The organism is Alteromonas sp. AWJ4_199, from assembly GCF_056159165.1.
Genome location: NZ_JBSWUR010000001.1, coordinates 2,078,664 through 2,095,355 on the forward strand (window position 1 = coordinate 2,078,664; position 16,692 = coordinate 2,095,355).

13 protein-coding genes are annotated in these 16,692 nt (G+C 46.0%); 7 read left to right on the top strand and 6 right to left on the bottom strand.

The features are described 5' to 3' along the window. Window positions 1-32: 32 nt before the first annotated feature. Together ACXAER_RS09095 and ACXAER_RS09100 are read right to left on the bottom strand one after the other, a co-directional pair. Window positions 33-1,370 carry a magnesium transporter gene (locus ACXAER_RS09095; protein WP_474828548.1) on the bottom strand — a complete coding sequence of 446 codons (1,338 nt, stop codon included), beginning with the start codon at window positions 1,368-1,370 and terminating at the stop codon, window positions 33-35. A gap of 86 nt (window positions 1,371-1,456) precedes the next feature. Beyond that, window positions 1,457-1,957 carry a thioesterase family protein gene (locus ACXAER_RS09100; protein ID WP_474828550.1) on the bottom strand — a complete coding sequence of 167 codons (501 nt, stop codon included), beginning with the start codon at window positions 1,955-1,957 and terminating at the stop codon, window positions 1,457-1,459. A 268-nt stretch (window positions 1,958-2,225) separates the two neighbouring features. Between ACXAER_RS09100 and recQ the strand changes: the two genes are divergently transcribed. Continuing rightward, window positions 2,226-4,067, top strand: coding sequence for a DNA helicase RecQ (gene recQ / locus ACXAER_RS09105; protein ID WP_474828552.1), 1,842 nt, complete (start codon window positions 2,226-2,228; stop codon window positions 4,065-4,067). Between the two features lie 86 nt (window positions 4,068-4,153). Here recQ and ACXAER_RS09110 read toward each other — a convergent pair whose 3' ends face one another. Continuing rightward, window positions 4,154-4,822, bottom strand: coding sequence for a glutathione S-transferase (locus ACXAER_RS09110; protein ID WP_474828554.1), 669 nt, complete (start codon window positions 4,820-4,822; stop codon window positions 4,154-4,156). A 105-nt stretch (window positions 4,823-4,927) separates the two neighbouring features. Between ACXAER_RS09110 and ACXAER_RS09115 the strand changes: the two genes are divergently transcribed. The 4 genes from ACXAER_RS09115 (at window position 4,928) to ACXAER_RS09130 (ending at window position 10,636) form a co-directional block, all read left to right on the top strand. Beyond that, window positions 4,928-5,245: a hypothetical protein gene (locus ACXAER_RS09115; RefSeq protein ID WP_474828556.1), complete on the top strand. Its 318-nt coding sequence runs from the start codon at window positions 4,928-4,930 to the stop codon at window positions 5,243-5,245. A gap of 198 nt (window positions 5,246-5,443) precedes the next feature. After that, on the top strand, window positions 5,444-8,233 hold the full coding sequence (locus ACXAER_RS09120; RefSeq protein WP_474830547.1) for an EAL domain-containing protein: 2,790 nt from the start codon (window positions 5,444-5,446) through the stop codon (window positions 8,231-8,233). Window positions 8,234-8,365: 132 nt separating this feature from the next. Further along, window positions 8,366-8,980: a GTP cyclohydrolase II gene (gene ribA / locus ACXAER_RS09125; RefSeq protein WP_014947836.1), complete on the top strand. Its 615-nt coding sequence runs from the start codon at window positions 8,366-8,368 to the stop codon at window positions 8,978-8,980. A gap of 183 nt (window positions 8,981-9,163) precedes the next feature. Continuing rightward, the gene (locus tag ACXAER_RS09130) at window positions 9,164-10,636 is read left to right on the top strand and encodes a DUF3300 domain-containing protein (RefSeq protein ID WP_474828558.1); all 1,473 of its coding nucleotides are present in this window, start codon (window positions 9,164-9,166) and stop codon (window positions 10,634-10,636) included. 112 nt (window positions 10,637-10,748) lie between these two features. Here ACXAER_RS09130 and ACXAER_RS09135 read toward each other — a convergent pair whose 3' ends face one another. After that, entirely contained in the window at window positions 10,749-11,630 is an 882-nt protein-coding gene (locus ACXAER_RS09135; protein WP_474828560.1) for an ATP-grasp domain-containing protein, read from the bottom strand. 172 nt (window positions 11,631-11,802) lie between these two features. Here ACXAER_RS09135 and ACXAER_RS09140 point away from each other — a divergent pair, with 172 nt between their 5' ends. Both ACXAER_RS09140 and ACXAER_RS09145 read left to right on the top strand, forming a co-directional pair. Continuing rightward, window positions 11,803-13,284, top strand: coding sequence for a methyl-accepting chemotaxis protein (locus tag ACXAER_RS09140; protein ID WP_474828562.1), 1,482 nt, complete (start codon window positions 11,803-11,805; stop codon window positions 13,282-13,284). 38 nt (window positions 13,285-13,322) lie between these two features. Then, a complete protein-coding gene (locus ACXAER_RS09145) occupies window positions 13,323-13,841 on the top strand; it encodes a DUF6436 domain-containing protein (protein ID WP_474828564.1) in 519 nt (172 codons plus the stop codon). Here ACXAER_RS09145 and ACXAER_RS09150 read toward each other — a convergent pair. After that, a complete protein-coding gene (locus ACXAER_RS09150) occupies window positions 13,838-14,821 on the bottom strand; it encodes a histone deacetylase family protein (protein WP_474828566.1) in 984 nt (327 codons plus the stop codon). The genes ACXAER_RS09145 and ACXAER_RS09150 overlap by 4 nt on opposite strands. After that, window positions 14,811-16,658: a GNAT family N-acetyltransferase gene (locus tag ACXAER_RS09155; RefSeq protein WP_474828568.1), complete on the bottom strand. Its 1,848-nt coding sequence runs from the start codon at window positions 16,656-16,658 to the stop codon at window positions 14,811-14,813. The genes ACXAER_RS09150 and ACXAER_RS09155 overlap by 11 nt, the downstream gene beginning before the upstream one ends. Between the last annotated feature and the right edge of the window lie 34 nt (window positions 16,659-16,692).

Below are 16,692 nucleotides of genomic sequence, written 5' to 3' on the forward strand. Positions count from 1 at the left end.
TCAGCCGGAGCAATATTTCAGAAGAAGCCGTCTCAGAGAAGAAAGAGTGTCCCTAAACCTAAGAATGCCACAAAGCCTACGATGTCAGTGACGGTAGTCAGAATGACCGACCCCGACAGTGCGGGGTCTATTTTTAGTTTATCTAAGATGACAGGCACAAATACGCCCGCTAAGGCAGCGGCGACAATATTGAATAATATGGCCAAACAAATAACCAAACCTAACATGGCATCGGTAAACCAGAAGTAAGCAACCACGCCGATAACCAAGGCCCAAATAACGCCATTAACGCCACCGACCTTTAGCTCTTTCACCATGAGCGCCCGTAAGTTAGCCGGCGTGACCTGCCCCAGCGCAAGCCCTCGTACAATAAGAGTTAGCGTTTGACTACCTGCAATACCGCCCATGCTCGCCACCACTGGCATAAGTACCGCAAGGGCAACCACTTGTTGCAGCGTGCCTTCGAACAATCCAATAAACCACGAAGCTAAAAATGCGGTAAGCAAGTTAATGCCAAGCCAAAGGGCCCGGTTTTTCGCACTTTTCGCTACAGGCGAGAATAAATCTTCATCCTCGTCCATACCGGCCGAAGCCATTACTTGGCGCTCGTAAAACTCGTTTACCAGTTCACTTGCCGAAGTCACATCTAATCGACCAAGTAATTTGTTGTTCTCATCAACTACCGGCAACGATGCTAGCCCAGAACGTTGAACAAGTAGCGACGCATTCATGGTGTCGTCAGCCCCTTGGATCGTCGTTACGTTTTCTTCCGACAAATCGAATAGCGACACGTGATCTTGCGCATTGAAAAGGTGGCTAATTTTAACCAGCGCTGAAAATTGACCTGAGCGATTCACCAAAAAAATACTGTCACAGTGCTGAGGTATATCCCGCCTTAACAAGCGCTGCCCTTCGCGTACTTTCGCGTTCGACGGCAGCACTAACTGCTCGTGGTTAACCCAGTGCCCTATTTGGTTATCAGGGAATTGTGTGGCTTCTCTGAAGTACTTTCGTTCTTTAGAATCAAGCGATTCATAGGCCATATCGACGAGGCGTTTTGGCAAAGAGTCGAGTAGCTCTAACAGGTCTTCTGCATCAATATCAGCAAAAATAGACGCCCATTCGTCGTGCGGCGTATTGTCGATTAGAATTTCACGAGGGTCGCTACGCATCTCAACAAGTACGTCGAGCTTGCGGTCGCGAGGAATGCCTTCCCATACCACCAAACGTTTTTCTACAGGCAGTGATTCTAAAAGAGATGCAATGTATACCTCGTCTTGTCCGGCTAAAGCCGCCAACAAGGTCGCCGGATCGTCACCCATACTTTCGGTAACAATCTCTTCAATTAAATCTGGTAATGGCTCTGCCATGCTACACCTCCCGTTAATACCGCTCACTTCCTTTACACAACGTAACAACAGGCATTGTGGAATGATGCAAACCTATTTAGACATTGCTATCCCAGCATATACGTACCCGTGCCAAAGGCTATATGATCGCCTTTTTCGTTGTGTAATTCCATTCTGCAAACCACTAATTTACTGCCCTTGCGTATAATCACCGCTGTTGCAATAAAACGCTTGCCTCGTCCTGGCCTTAAGTAGTCAACACGCATATCAACCGTACCCATGGTGGGCAATCTTATCTGCAGGTCTTCAAGTTGCTCTTCTGTGGTTTGCTTAATGGTTTCTATAATTGAAACTAAACCACCGATGGTGTCTAGCATAGTCGCTGTTACGCCACCGTGTAGAATTTTTTGCATTGGATTGCCGGTAAGCGTGGGCTGCCAATTAAGATGCAACGAAATCTGCGTTTCCAGACCAGTACCCTGTGTGACAAACTCCAAACCAAGCAGCTGGTTAAACGGCATATTATCACGAAAAAGCGCAATGACATGATCGATCATAGTTTGATGGTCTAGCATTTTATTTACCGTAGGTTTTTCATTATTAGGCATTGTGTAATCCACTTACTGTCACAGTGTCGATAACATTACTACTGAACATAACAAGCAAGGAAATTCATCCAGCCAATAATACCTCATTAGAATGGATTATTTGGCTCAACGCCGTCGCTAATTCATCGCCTTCCCGTCACACAATGTGCGCAAAAAATGCACGAACACATCTAATTAAACTTTATTAGGCAAGTCATCGCTGCATTTTAGTCTAGTTTTTTGAATTGCCCCGTGAAGCCGAGCCTAAAAACGCGTAAAATCCAGCGTCATGACAACTGCAATAGCTCCAACAGAATCAGCGCCAGAAACGCAACGTATAAAAACACCAGAAACTGTCTTAAAAGATGTATTTGGTTACGATGCGTTTCGCGACGGTCAAGGCGAAGTCATTCACCAAGTATGTGAAGGTAAAGACGCACTCGTTTTGCTTCCAACAGGTGGTGGTAAGTCGCTGTGCTACCAAATTCCTGCATTAGTACGCCCCGGCACTGCTATTGTTGTTTCACCGCTTATTTCTTTAATGCAAGATCAGGTAGAGCAGCTAAAAGCATTGGGTGTGAACGCTGCCTATCTCAATTCAACGCTAGAAGCAGACGAACAAGCGCACATAAATGACGCACTGCAAGCTGGAAAGCTCGACTTGCTGTACGTGTCACCTGAGCGTTTAATGCAGTACTATTTCCAGCAATCGCTAGCCCACGCCGACATAGCCTTGTTTGCCATTGATGAAGCCCACTGCGTTTCCCATTGGGGGCACGATTTTAGGCAGGATTATCGCGCTTTGGGTCAAATAAAGTCTCGTTTTCCCACTATTCCTGTCATCGGCCTAACGGCTACGGCAGATTCAGCCACCCAAGCAGACATATTGACGCAGCTAAACCTTAACAACCCGCTGGTTTATAAAGGCAGCTTCGACAGGCCCAACATTCGTTACCGCGTAATGAGCAAGTACAAAGCTTTCGACCAAGTTGTTGCTTACGTAAAGCAGCAAGAGGGCAGCGGCATTATTTACTGCAACAGTCGTGCGAAAGTCGATGACCTGCACGCTAAATTATTTAGGCAAGGCTTTCGTTGCGCGGCATATCACGCAGGTATGGATAACGACGAGCGAGAGCTAGTGCAGCGCCAGTTCCTTAACGACAAAATTGATATTGTGGTGGCCACCGTTGCCTTTGGCATGGGTATTAACAAATCGAACGTGCGTTACGTGGTTCACCACGACGTTCCGCGTAGTGTTGAAAGCTATTATCAGGAAACCGGTCGAGCGGGGCGAGACGGTCTGGAGTCTGAAGCTTTACTATTGTTTGATGAAAAAGACGCGGCCCGTGTAAAACAGTGGATAGAGCAAGGCGAAATAGCTGAGCGCAACCAAATAGAGCTGCAAAAGTTCGCGGCCATGGAAGCCTTTTCAGAAGCACAGACCTGCCGCAGGCAAGTACTGCTGAACTATTTTTCGCAATTTAGCGACAGCGCCTGTGGCAACTGTGATATCTGCTTAGACCCGCCTAAAATGATTGACGGTTTAGTCATTGCACAAAAAGTACTGTCGTGCGTGTTTAGGCTCTCTCAGCAAGCCTCTAGCCAGTACGTCATTGATGTGTTGCGAGGCAAGCAACTTAGGCGCCTTCAGGAATCAGGTCACCACCAGCTTTCCACGTACGGCATAGGTAAAGATAAATCGGATAGCTACTGGCACAACATTATCAACCAGCTTGTTCATAAAGGCCTTATACGCGTTGATATTACCGCCCATGCCGCATTGCGCTTAACCGAGGCCGCTCGGCCTGTGCTAAAAGGTGAAGTGGCGGTTCAGCTTGCCGTTCCGCGACTTGAATTTAAGCCCGACAAGAAAAAAGCAAAACAAGCGCCTGCTAACTACGACCGAACGTTGTTCACCCGTCTTAAGCACCTACGCAAAGTGTTGGCCGAAGAAAATGAAGTGCCGCCGTATGTGGTATTTAGTGACGCCACTTTGGTTGATATGGCGTGTAAGCTACCTACTACACGCAACACGTTATTAGAGGTAAGCGGTGTGGGCCAAACCAAGCTGGAGCGCTATGGAGAAGCCTTTATCCAGCTTATTGACGACTATATCAATCGCGACCATTAAAAGCTTCAGGGCCAACTAGGTCTTTATTTCCCAGTCGGCCGCAGGGTTTGCACAGAGTAAAGGGGCGCGCCTTGCGGATGAACACATTAAGCGTAAGCGTACTCACCACCTTTTTCTAACGCTGCTTTGTAAGCTTCTCTGGCATGAACGCGCTTTACGTAACCTTGAATAGCGGTAAATTCTTTAGCGCGGCCGCTGGCCACCAGCGATTCTAGAGGAAATATCATTTGAACATCAGCGCCACTAGGCGCGTCACCCGCAAACCAGGTATTTTTTGATAAGTAAGATTCCACATAGCGTAAGCTCTGCGCTAAATTAGGGCCATAATAGGCATTTAAAATACCGTCTATCAGTTTGTTAGTAATTGGCTTAATAAAAAAAGGCTTCGAACCTTTTTGACGTGCTTTCTCCAGCACTAAGTTTGCCACTAGTGGCGGCATTAGTGAGCCTTCGGCGAAATGCAGCCAAAACCAATATTGTTGAAGTGCTTCGGGGTCTTGGGGCACAGCAAATGCGTCGGTAGCGTGATGACGAACTAAATATTCCACAATAGCGCCAGATTCTGCAATTGCACCGTTCGGCGTAGTAAGCACTGGAGAGCGCCCCAATGGATGAACAGCCCGCAGCGAGTCAGGCGCCAGGTTCGTAGTGCTGTCTCGTTGATAAAATTCTATTTTGTACTCTACGCCTAGCTCTTCAAGAAGCCACAAAATTCGCTGCGAGCGAGAGTTATTTAAATGGTGAAGTGTTAGCATACTCCGTCCTTAATACGCTTAAATTAACGCTATTGTTTTTGTGTTGTACTATATACACTTTTTAAAGCAAGCGGGTTTACTACTGCCAATAAATTGATAACTTCTATGAAAAACCTCACCAAAGAAGACATGCTACAACATACCCTTGTTAACGAAGGCAGCCTAGAAATTCGCACTGCGCTACCCGCTACCCCTCTTAAAACTCAACAGTGGGTGGAACAGTTTTGTGCTTTTTTTAACTTCAAACTTTTAGAGACAGATTGGGGGGCTGACCGGTTTCAGGCCATCATAACCGCAAGTGCAAGCGAAACAGATTTACAGTGTATGCTTTGTATAGAATGGCTCTGTGAAGCTATATGGCTGGAACCTATAGGTGTGCAGCAATCGCCATCAGCAATTTTTAACTACCTTTTGCAAACATAACACTTGAGTTATCACTGTACGTTGGGTTTGGCTTTTCGTTACAACTAGTATTATTCTAAGAAAAGCACCCGAGGGATAAGAGGGCTTAACAATACATATTTCGCCTTTACAAACATCCTCTTACTATGTGGTACAAGGAATTAACGAGTGGTAATAGCCCGGCTATTTAAGTACGTATCAGCATTGCTCATCAGTTGGATGTTGCTAAGCGTCAGCGTTTCGGCTAGCAGTCAGCTTACCGTTAACGAATCCTTTGAGCGCCAGATTATTAATCTCCATGCGCGTTTGTCTGTCGCCCCCACTAGCGCCACATATTTTGATGTTTTACATGGTAACACTAAAGATATTTCAGCCAACGCCTCTTTTTCCGATGAACGTATATGGTACTCCACCGAACTTGTTCATACGGGCTACAGCCCTATTCCACTGGTGCTTAATGTTGACCGCTTAAATGTTGACGATTTACAGATATTTCTACTTGATAGCAGTGAACGAATTATTAAGTCCTATCGTTATCAAGCAGGAAAAGGTGACTATTCTTTAAGGCAGCCTCTTCCTAATATAAGACTGGCTTTTACGCTTCAGCCCTATCAGGACGCTCGCTTACTGATTGCGGTAAAAGACAAAGGGTTAAAGTACTTTCCAATCACCTTGTGGGAAAGAGACTTACTCGCACAGCACGACACCAATATGCTCACTTTGCTTGGCGCAGTAACGGGCATCATGGCGTTGATTGCGCTCTATTTCCTGTTTTCCTACCTGTATCAACGCATTGCCACCCGCTTTTGGCTTGCCATGTCGTCGCTTGTACTTATGGCACTATTGTTTATAACAGCAGGAGGATTGGCAATTTGGCCAAGCTTAACTAACGGCAGCGAGCACTTCTATGCCGTCTGTTTTTGCATGCTGTTATTGTGCATTGCCAAAGTAACGCACCATCTTTTCACCCGTATCCCCATTACTTTGCGGTCCTTAAGTTATCTTGTACCCGTTGTGGCTACCGCCTACTGTTTTACTGTAAATACTTATATCGCGTCTATCACACTTCTGCTGTTAACCGCAGGCATGGGGCTTTATCACGTTTTGCTAGCACTCGTATTTAAAGATAAAGGGAGCCGTGCAGTCTGCATTACCTATATTCTCGCCTGGCTTTCCTTTTACGCATTCTACGCACTAGTGACGCAGAACTTATTCAGTAATTTGGTTTATACCGTCGATGTTGCTATCGGTATGCTCTTCTTTCTTACACTCGGTTTTCTATGTTTTGGTTTTGCTGTCATCACCAAAGAAAACGTGTTGAATCAACGCCAGCTTTCAACACAGGCAGAAACGATATCAAGCTTGAATCACTTCTATGATTTATTTAGGCACTCAGCAGAAGGGCACTATACATCCACATGGGATGGAAAGCTCATTTCAGTAAATCCCGCTATGTGTAAAGTTTTTGGCTACGACAATGAAGAAGAAATGCTTGCCGAAGCAGAGAACACAAAAGTGTTCTACGCCAGTGTAGAAGATAGGCAAATTTTACTCGGCGAGATTTCGCAGCAAGGTCACGTTACCGGCAAAGAAATACGAGGCAAGCGCCGCGACGGTAGTGAATTTTGGTTTTCTCTCTCGTGTCAAATTCGAGAAAATGACGAAGGCAGCTTTTTGTACGGCTCTATCATAGATATCACTGAAAAGAAGCAGTCAGACTTAAGCCTGCATTATTTAGCTACTCATGACTCGCTGACTGGCGTTTACAACCGACGCCAGTTTGAATCTATGTTCAAAGATAAAGTCGTCAACGCAAGCGACACACCATTGTGTTTACTGTTTTTAGATCTCGACAGGTTTAAGGTGGTCAACGATACCTGCGGCCATAAAGCTGGCGATGTACTTATTAAGGATATTGCCCGTTTGATTGAGAACACCTTGCTTTCAGACGCGCAATTGGGCCGCCTTGGTGGCGATGAGTTTGGCATTATTTATTCAGGTATTGATGCCGACGCCGTTTACTTAAATGCAGTAAAAATCCTTAACGCCGTGCAGGCTTATCGCTTTATGTGGGACAACCGCATTTTCAACTTAGGCGTGAGCATAGGTATGGTGGTATGCGACGATACCGATGTCGACCCGGGCCAGTATTTAAGTATGGCCGATGCCGCATGTTACTTCGCTAAAGAACAAGGAAGAAATCAGGTTCATAGATACAACAAAAATGACGAAAGTATGCAGCGCTACCAGCGCGAACTTGATTGGGTATCCTCTATTAACAACGCGTTAGAAGAAGGTCGCTTCGAGCTTTTTTATCAATCGCTAAGACCATTAAGTAAAACCAGCGACGGGCACTACTACGAAGTTCTGCTGCGTCTTAGGGAAAAAGACGGGCAGCTTGTCGAGCCTGCCAACTTTTTACCCACGGCTGAGCGATTCGAGATGAATGTCAGTGTTGATAAATGGGTTGTAACAAATACCTTCAAATGGCTCTCTGAAAACCCTAAGCACCTTGCAGAATTGAAACGATGCAGCATCAATCTTAACTGCCACTCCCTGGCAGATAGAGATTTTACCTTGTTTATTCTCAATGCATTCGAAACCTTTAATATCCCGCACAACAAAATATGTTTTGAGGTTATTGAGTCGGTAGCCATCATTAAAATGGAAGTCACTCTTGCCTTTATGCGTACCTTTAACCGTCTCGGGTGTTCTTTTGCCCTCGACGACTTTGGCAGTGGCTTCTCATCGTATAATTATCTTAAAAGCTTACCCGTGAGCCAGGTAAAAATTGACGGTATGTTTATCAAGGATATGCTAAATGATAGCGTAGATACGGCTATGGTTGCCTCTATTAACGACGTGGCCAAAGCCATGGGTATGCAAACTGTTGGTGAATTTGTAGAAGATGAAGGCACCATGGCACAGTTAGGCAAGATGGGCGTTGATTTCGCCCAGGGCTACGGTGTTGCTAAGCCCGCGCCTTTACGGGAATTTAAGCCCCTCTGATAACTATCCCTGATATAACCTTTACGAAAAAAGTGATAGCACAAGCGTCAACTCGCGTATAATAAAATGGTAGACTTGCAAAAATAGAAGTCATCCCCACTTATTGCCTACTGTCCAAAGTGTAGAAGTAACATGAGTAGCAAACAGCCTAAGTACGAATATGTCAGCACCGCAAAATTACCTACAAGAATGGGTGATTTTAAAATACACGGCTTTGTTGAAGCCAGTGGTCAGGAGCACGTCGCCCTTTCTTACGGAGAGTGGAAAGAAGACGACGTTGTGCCTATTCGTATTCATTCAGAATGTTTAACCGGTGATTCTTTATTTAGTACCCGCTGCGACTGTGGCTTTCAGTTAGAAAAAGCCATGCAAAATATTGTAGATAACGGTCACGGTGTACTGCTTTACTTGCGCCAAGAAGGCCGCGGTATTGGTCTTTTAAACAAAATTCGCGCTTATAACCTTCAAGATAGCGGCATGGATACCGTAGAAGCTAACGAACACCTTGGTTTTGACGCGGACCTTAGAAGTTACGACATTTGCAAACTCATGTTAGACACCCTTAATGTTAAGCACGTGGAGTTGATGACAAACAACCCTAAGAAGCTTGCCGCACTAAAAGCACTGGGTATTGATGTTGTAGCAAGAAAGCCGATAGATCACGGCATCACCAAAGACAACAAACACTACCTAAAGACAAAGACGGAAAAGCTCGGTCACGCCTTCGACCCGCATGTTTTCAAATAGCTAGAGACATTGGCAACGTCCATACAAGCTAGCATCCATTATCTTCTAAAAGCGCCCACTACAACAATGTGGGCGTTTTCTATTCAGCTTCGGTTAATTATCGTTCGAGCATAATGTATACAGACTTACCACATTGCGCGTAAAAAGCAGCAAATCTGCAGCATAGCAATGTAAGGAGAATGTATGAAAAACATAACCTTTTCGATAGTTATAGCGCTGTCCAGTGCGCAGGCGCTGCCTGTACTTGCTCAGTCGAATACAAACCTTGCTCAGGTTTCGTCTTCAGCCCAGCAGTATTCTGATGCCGAATTAGATAGTGCACTTGCGCCCATTGCCCTTTACCCCGATACACTGCTTACCCATATTTTAATTGCTTCTACCTACCCTTTAGACGTAGTTGCAGCCGACCGCTGGCGTCAAAGCAATAAGCATCTAACGCCTGAACAAGTAGAGGGTGTATTAGATGGCGTAAGTTGGGACCCGAGCGTAAAAGCACTCGCGCCATTCACCGAGCTACTTAATACCTTGGCCAGTGATCTTGAGTGGTTACAGCAGCTTGGCGATAATGTACTTATTGATCAAAGTCGAGTGTTAGATCGTGTTCAGGTACTTAGGCAGCATGCCCATAACACGGGTAACTTGGTAACTAACGACTACATTGAAGTTGAAAGAGAACGTGAAAGCAGTCGAGAAATTATTTACATAGAGCCGCGTCAGAGAGAGGTGGTTTATGTGCCATATTACGACCCACATGTTGTATATGGTAACTGGTGGCACCCAATTTCGCCAATTCGCTGGAGACACCATGTAAGCTACCATCACCATAGCAATGTATACTGGTCTCCAAGCGTTCACCTTTCTACCTTCTTCTTCTTTGGCAGCGTGCATTGGCATAACCGTCACGTAGTCATTCACCGCGAGCCCGTGCGCCGCTATTACCACGGTAGCCCACGTAAACGCGTGGTAAGTCGTGACTATCGCCGTTGGGAGCACAATACAGTGCATCGCCGGGCACGTTATTCTAATCGCGTGATTCACAGTGCGCCTGCGCGCTATGAGCATGCTGGCGCTACCCGGACCAAGCACTTGTCGAACAAGCAAGTGAGAACGGCGAATTCACCGTCTCACTATAACGATAAACGGGTTAATAAGCCTTTAGCGCGCTCTGCAGATAAGCCTTTAACGCGAGTAGGCGATAACAAACCGGTAAGACGGACTATCGAGCCGAAACAGGTAACACCGTTAAGAGAAAATCGCTTTCAGAACAAGCAAGATTCTGTGAAGCGCAAACAATCGATAGAGCATGCGCTGAAACGCAATCAATCGGTGGCTAAAAATGAAAAACCAACGCGGAACAACACACTTAAAGCCTTGAAGCGTGACAAGCCGGCTAAAACAGCGCCATCGCCACAGTCTAGGAAGTATGCAAACAGGAATGGTGCGCAACATGGTTCAGTGAAGCAAAACGTAAATCGTCAACGGATTGAAAGGACGAGTCCACAACACCGTTCCGTTGCCCGTGAAAGTAGTAAACCTAAGCGTGTAGAACGAACATCTAGCCATAGATCGGTAAAACAGTCTCAGCGAGAAAGACCACAAAGGCAAATATCTCGGGTGGAGCGCAGCGTTTCAAAAGGAAATAGCTTTAAACACTGATTTTAAGAATTTAACTTGCGTTGAACACTAGCCTTTACAAAAAGAGGGCAAGGATGGATGGTTATATAGCGGCTTGCAGATTCAGCGTTTGCATGCCGCTTTTTTTATTTGGTCACTGCGCAGACGCGTGAAATCTCACTAAAGCCTCTACAAAGCGAAGTGGAGACTGGGGGTCAAGGTTGAAATACAGTGAGGGTTCAATGAGCTCAAGCTCCATTATCGCCCAGTTGTTATTCTGTTTCACCAAATCAACCCGCGCATATAGTGCGTCACAGGGCATAGCTGCCAGTGCTTTTTCAGCGACAGCCAATTGTTCACTGTCTACGGTTATAGAGTGCAAGCTGCCGCCATGCTCTTCTTGCACGCGAAAGTCGCCTTTTTGCGGCACTTTCTTAATGGCATGGCTGAACTCACCACCGAAGTAAAATAATGAGTACTCCCCTTCATCAACAACGCTACTTAAGAAAGGCTGGATCATAAAATCTCGCTGTTGAAATGTATCGTAGAGTACTTTCTGATTCACATGCCCCTCACGCCAGTCGTCAGCAGAAAGCTTGAAAGTATCATCAGCGTTAGCACTCAGCGTGGGTTTAATCACCACAGTGTCACAGCTAAAATGCGCAAAAGCTTCCTCTATAACACCGTTATTGAACTCGCTCCCCCACATTGTTTCGACAATAGGAACCCCGTTGCTCTGTAAGTCTTTAAGGTAGAGCTTTTCAATATTCCACTTCATCAAGGACAACGGGTTCAATAACACCGCACTCGACGTATTAATACCTTCTAAACACGCTAAAAAGTCTTCAGCGTGCTGCTGATAATCCCACGTACTGCGAACAATAACATAGTCAAACTTATCCCAATTCGGCGAGTCGCTATGCCATGAGACAGTTTCAACAGACCACCCGCGTTTTTCGAAAAACGGAATTAATAATTCATCATAAACAAAAAAGTCTTCAAGATTATCGGTAGACAAAAAAGCGATAGCTGGCATAACTGAGTCCTTAATTTACACGGGCTTCGGCGCATTAATGTTCTGTAATAATTTAAGTGTCTATACCAAAGTCAAATAGCGTAGACACCGCAACTGGCGTAGACTTCAGCGAAATTAGCACACCTATAATTTTTAACCTACACTTATTGCAAAACAACCATCGGAGATTGGCATGCAGTACCCTTGGCTCCTTGAAGGTCATAAAATTTTTCGCGTTGTAATTGCTGTTCAATTACTCATTGCTATCGCTATTGGTGTATTTACAGGTGAACTTTTACCTGCGTTTATCTTAGGTGTTCCTATTGCAGCTTTGCCACTTGTACTCAGCCTTCAAAACCCTTACTCGGCGATAAGCCGCCATGCTATGGCAATCGGCGTTCAATTGCTAACTGCGCTTCATATTCATCAATCTTTCGGTTTAATCGAAGTCCACTTCGAAATTTTTGTCCTTCTTGCCTTTCTTTCTTATTTCAGAGACTGGAAAGTGGTTGCAACAGGGACTGCGGTTGTAGCAGTTCATCATATTTCATTCTTCTTTTTACAGTCTGGCGGAGCGCCGTTGATGATTTTTGAGGAAGGTCACGTAACTTTCCCTATCCTGCTTATGCATGCTGCTTTTGCATTGTCCGAGGGTGGCGTATTGATGTACATGGCTAAGCAAGCCCATCAAGAAGGTGCAGGCGCCGCCGAACTACGCTTGGCCATTGAAACCATGCAGCAAGATGATGGCAAGCTCGATTTGTCCGTTGAGCTAAATCGCGGCAATAAAATAGTCAGGCCTTTCGCTGAACTTATTGATCAAGTGAAGTCTCTCATCGAGCTTGCTTCTAACTTGACTGATGAAGTGGTAAAAGGGGCTTCAAATATGGAGTTAGCAGCTAATAACATGTTTGAAATTAGCAGAAATACTGACCAAGAACTTGCCATGGTGTCGGCATCGTCAGAAGAAATCGCACAAACCATGCAGCTTTCAACAGAGCAAACTACCCTTGCTAGTGATAAAGCGTCGGCAGCGCAAAGTGCCTCCCAGTCTACCCGCGACTCTATTTCTCAATCCAGTAAAACAATAGACTCGTTGCGCAACACGCTAAATGCTGCGGCGCAGACTAATACAGCGCTTAACGAACAATGTTCACATATTTCTGACGCCATGCGCTCTATCACTGCTGTGGCTGAACAAACTAATTTGCTTGCACTGAATGCTGCCATTGAATCAGCTCGCGCTGGCGAACACGGCCGCGGTTTCGCCGTGGTAGCCGACGAAGTGCGCACCCTGGCGATTCGCTCAAAAGAAAGTGCAGACCAAATTACTAGCATTACTGAACAGCTAGTAGCACAAACCGCCAGTTCGGTTGATCAAATGCAAACCTGTATACAACTGGTCGATGAAGCTGTTGTTTCAAGTGATAGTGCCACATCGGCCATGTCAGAAATCATGCAGCAAATCCGCGAAGCCAGCGAAAGTATGACTGAAATTGCCACCTCTGCTGTGGAACAGGAAACCGCGTCAGCTTCCATTGCGCAAAGCACCGCGCGATTGAGTGAACTTACTTCTGAAGAGCTTGCTACCGCTGAATCGCTTGCAGGTGAAGTTGAAGTGTTGTCACAAATTTCTCAGCGTATGCGCAGCGCAATTGAACGCTTTAAGCTGTAAACACAAATCTTAAAGCACAGTCGAAAGCGTTTTATCTCATGCATAAAAAGGCTAGCTGGCTGCTACTTATATTATGGGCGATAGGGCTGCTCTGCGCCCTATTAGTATATGGCCAGCGTCAGCTATCAGACTTCGACCCTAACGGCGAATTGCTGCACCGCACTACTGCGCCAGACTTTGACGCCACCCTCGTTTCAATATTAGAAACACAGGATATCCAACCAGGTTCTATCATTCATGTGGGAACTCAGTCCCGCTGCTATTGCGACACGCTAACAAAACCACACCAGTCTCAGTTGCTAGCAAAGCTCGGGGATTACTATCACCAAGTCAGGTTAAACGTGGAAGATGTACCTGAACTAGCAGCTATACTTGAGGCCGTGCCGGCCCTTATCGTGATAGATAAACAAGCGCAACTTCGCTATCTAGGCCCTTACGCCACAGGCTATGGATGCTTTACTGGCAAAAACCTCGTCGAACAGGTGGTAAGCTACACCACGCAGCATCCCTATGCAGGTGCCGTTATTAACACTGATGCTACAGGTTGTTTCTGCTAAAACGCAGGCGCATCAATAGGAAGACTCATGCCTTTTAGGTGAGACACTACGCTGCGACCCAATGCACTTAAATCATAGCCGCCTTCTAACATACTTACGATACGACCTTCGCAACATGTATCAGCAACGGCGCGAAGCTGTTGACTTACCCAGAAATAATCATCTTCCACTAGGCGGAGGTGAGCCATTGGGTCTTCAGCGTGAGCATCAAAACCTGCAGAGATAAAAATTAGTTCAGGTTGAAAGTTGCGTAATGCATCAAACCAATACTGCACTTTTTCCCGAAAAACCTCTCCTGTTGTGCCTGCTTCTAGCGGTACAGAGAGAATATTACTTGCCAACACCGGCGAGCCACTGTGCGGATAAAAAGGGTGCTGAAAACTGCTGCACAGCATAATGCGCTGGTCGCCGGCTACAATTTGCTCGGTACCATTTCCGTGATGCACGTCAAAGTCTACAATGGCAACCCGTTTTAGCTCATAGTTTTGAAGCGCGTAGCGAGCAGCTATAACAATGTTATTAAAAATGCAAAACCCCATAGCACTATCGTATGTCGCGTGGTGCCCGGGTGGCCTAGTAGCACAAAAGGCTTGCCGGTCATTGCCTTCCATTACCCAATCGACAGCATTACACCCTGCTCCCGCTGACTCTAGCGCTGCGTTTAAGCTGTGGCGCATCAAACCTGTGTCTTCATCTAACCAAGCCACGTTGTCTTTGTTTTCTGAATACAGCGTTTTTTCGTGGTCGTTAAAGATAGATTGAGCTGCATGCTCAAATACACTTTTCACATAATATGGGTCGTGCGCTAGTTTCAGGTAGGCTTCGGCAATAGGCGTAGCGTCAGCATGCTCACACACCATATCGAGTCCTGAAGAAAGCAGTTGGTCGTCAATAGCAAATAAACGGTCTGGCGATTCGGGATGGTCCTTGCCTAAATCGTGTTTGGTGCCGTGCTTGCCGCGAAATATTTTAATTGTCATGTAGAGATGCCACGTCTAGTACTAACTCTATATCACTGGGGTCGCCAGTAAATTTCCGTTTAAATTTGGCTTGTTCGAAAATAGTGATCATGGGGCTATTATCGCCACGCACATAGGCCATCATTTTCGCAATGCCTCTTATTTTTGCTACCGTGATAAGCTCGTTTAACAAGCGGCTTGCCATGCCTTTTCCTTGCTGGGTTTCCCGAGTGACAAAAGCGGCTTCGCAGGTATTGTCGTTTGGGTTGTAGTAAAAGCGCCCCACTGCGTGAATAGTAATGCGCGAGCCCTCTTGCCTCACAATACACAGCGCTGCATCAGAGCTTTGATCTACCGACACCAAGTTACACGACTTTTCACGGGACATTTGTTTCGGGTCGTAGTTGTAGCGCAGCCTTAACGTTTCTTTTGTGTGGGAATAAAAGAATTCTTGCAGACGCCTTTCGTCTGCCGGATTCAGAGGGCGCATGTAGAACGTTTCGCCTTGAATATTAAGCTTTTTAAGCTGAATAGCTCCCAGTTCTGGAATATCTGTGGGGTACTTTTCTTGGTAGTGGGGCACCCAATAATGCTGACGTACTTCTTCTAACAGTGCTGCACGGAACTTAGGATGGGCCACGCGAATAAGCTCTAGCGCACGCTCTCGAATACTCTTACCTTTAAGTGACGCTATACCGTATTCGGTTACCACATACTGCACATTTCCGCGGGAGGTGACCACGCCTGCGCCTTCGCTTATACGCGGCGTAATGCGGGAGATAGTTTCATTTTTTGCGGTGGAAGGAAGCGCAATGATGGCTTTACCGCCTTTACTAATAGACGCGCCAGTAACGAAATCAACCTGCCCTCCTATGCCGCTGTAAAAGTCATAGCCCAGTGAGTCGGCTACTACCTGCCCGGTTAAGTCCACTTCAAGGGCACTGTTTATGGCAACCATATTGTCGTTTTTGGCAATATTAGTAGGTTTGTTAACGTAGCTACTGGGGTAAAATTCAATATGCGGGTTGCTGTCGATTAAATCGTATAGCTTGCGTGTACCAATGGCAAAACTGGTAACAATTTTACCGGGGTGGAACGTCTTTTTCTTGTTGGTAATAGCGCCAGATTCCAACAGTTCGATAATACTATCGGTAAGCATTTCGCTATGGATACCTAAATCTTTGTGATTACACAGGTATTTCAGCGTGGCGCTAGGTATTTTACCAATACCAAACTGAAGCGTTGCGCCATCATCAACCAACATAGATACATACTGACCAATGCGTTCTGCCACTGAATCTATTGGTGGCGGCGACACTTCTACCAATGGCTCTTCGGCTTCTATACACGCCGTTATCTCACTAATATGAATATAAGAGTGCCCTGAAGTTCTTGGCACCTGAGGGTTAATTTGGGCTATGACTTTTTTGCTTTGCCTAATTGCAGACATGGCAATATCTACCGCTGGGCCTAGGGAACAATAGCCGAACTCATCTGGTGGGCTTACGTTAACAAGGGCAGCATCAAGCGCCAGCGTGCCATCGCTAAACAAGCTAGAAATTTCAGAGAGGAATACGGGGGTATAGTCAGCTCGGCCTTCATCAACAGCCTTTCGCATGGCTTCGCCGCCGATAAAAAACGTATTAGCTTTAAAAAGGTTTTTATACTCGTCTTTTACCCACCGCGTGTCACCTAAGGCCAGCATATGCACCAGTTCGATATCGCTAAACCCTTCGCTGTTATCAATAAGGTGCTGCACCAGCGCGTGCGGTACCGCCGCATTCCCGCCAACAAAGACACGACAACCCGACTTTATCAGCGACGACCACTGCGGCGCTTGAGGTAAGTTAAATGCCATTTCCATCTGCCCTGTTTTAAGCAATATCCCATGA

Excerpts from the sequence above, each read along its gene's own strand:
- ACXAER_RS09095 (WP_474828548.1), bottom strand. The coding sequence starts at position 1,370 with ATGGCAGAGCCATTACCAGATTTAATTGAAGAGATTGTTACCGAAAGT.
- ACXAER_RS09100 (WP_474828550.1), bottom strand. The coding sequence starts at position 1,957 with ATGCCTAATAATGAAAAACCTACGGTAAATAAAATGCTAGACCATCAA.
- recQ (WP_474828552.1), top strand. The coding sequence starts at position 2,226 with ATGACAACTGCAATAGCTCCAACAGAATCAGCGCCAGAAACGCAACGT.
- ACXAER_RS09110 (WP_474828554.1), bottom strand. The coding sequence starts at position 4,822 with ATGCTAACACTTCACCATTTAAATAACTCTCGCTCGCAGCGAATTTTG.
- ACXAER_RS09115 (WP_474828556.1), top strand. The coding sequence starts at position 4,928 with ATGAAAAACCTCACCAAAGAAGACATGCTACAACATACCCTTGTTAAC.
- ACXAER_RS09120 (WP_474830547.1), top strand. The coding sequence starts at position 5,444 with ATGTTGCTAAGCGTCAGCGTTTCGGCTAGCAGTCAGCTTACCGTTAAC.
- ribA (WP_014947836.1), top strand. The coding sequence starts at position 8,366 with ATGAGTAGCAAACAGCCTAAGTACGAATATGTCAGCACCGCAAAATTA.
- ACXAER_RS09130 (WP_474828558.1), top strand. The coding sequence starts at position 9,164 with ATGAAAAACATAACCTTTTCGATAGTTATAGCGCTGTCCAGTGCGCAG.
- ACXAER_RS09135 (WP_474828560.1), bottom strand. The coding sequence starts at position 11,630 with ATGCCAGCTATCGCTTTTTTGTCTACCGATAATCTTGAAGACTTTTTT.
- ACXAER_RS09140 (WP_474828562.1), top strand. The coding sequence starts at position 11,803 with ATGCAGTACCCTTGGCTCCTTGAAGGTCATAAAATTTTTCGCGTTGTA.
- ACXAER_RS09145 (WP_474828564.1), top strand. The coding sequence starts at position 13,323 with ATGCATAAAAAGGCTAGCTGGCTGCTACTTATATTATGGGCGATAGGG.
- ACXAER_RS09150 (WP_474828566.1), bottom strand. The coding sequence starts at position 14,821 with ATGACAATTAAAATATTTCGCGGCAAGCACGGCACCAAACACGATTTA.
- ACXAER_RS09155 (WP_474828568.1), bottom strand. The coding sequence starts at position 16,658 with ATGGCATTTAACTTACCTCAAGCGCCGCAGTGGTCGTCGCTGATAAAG.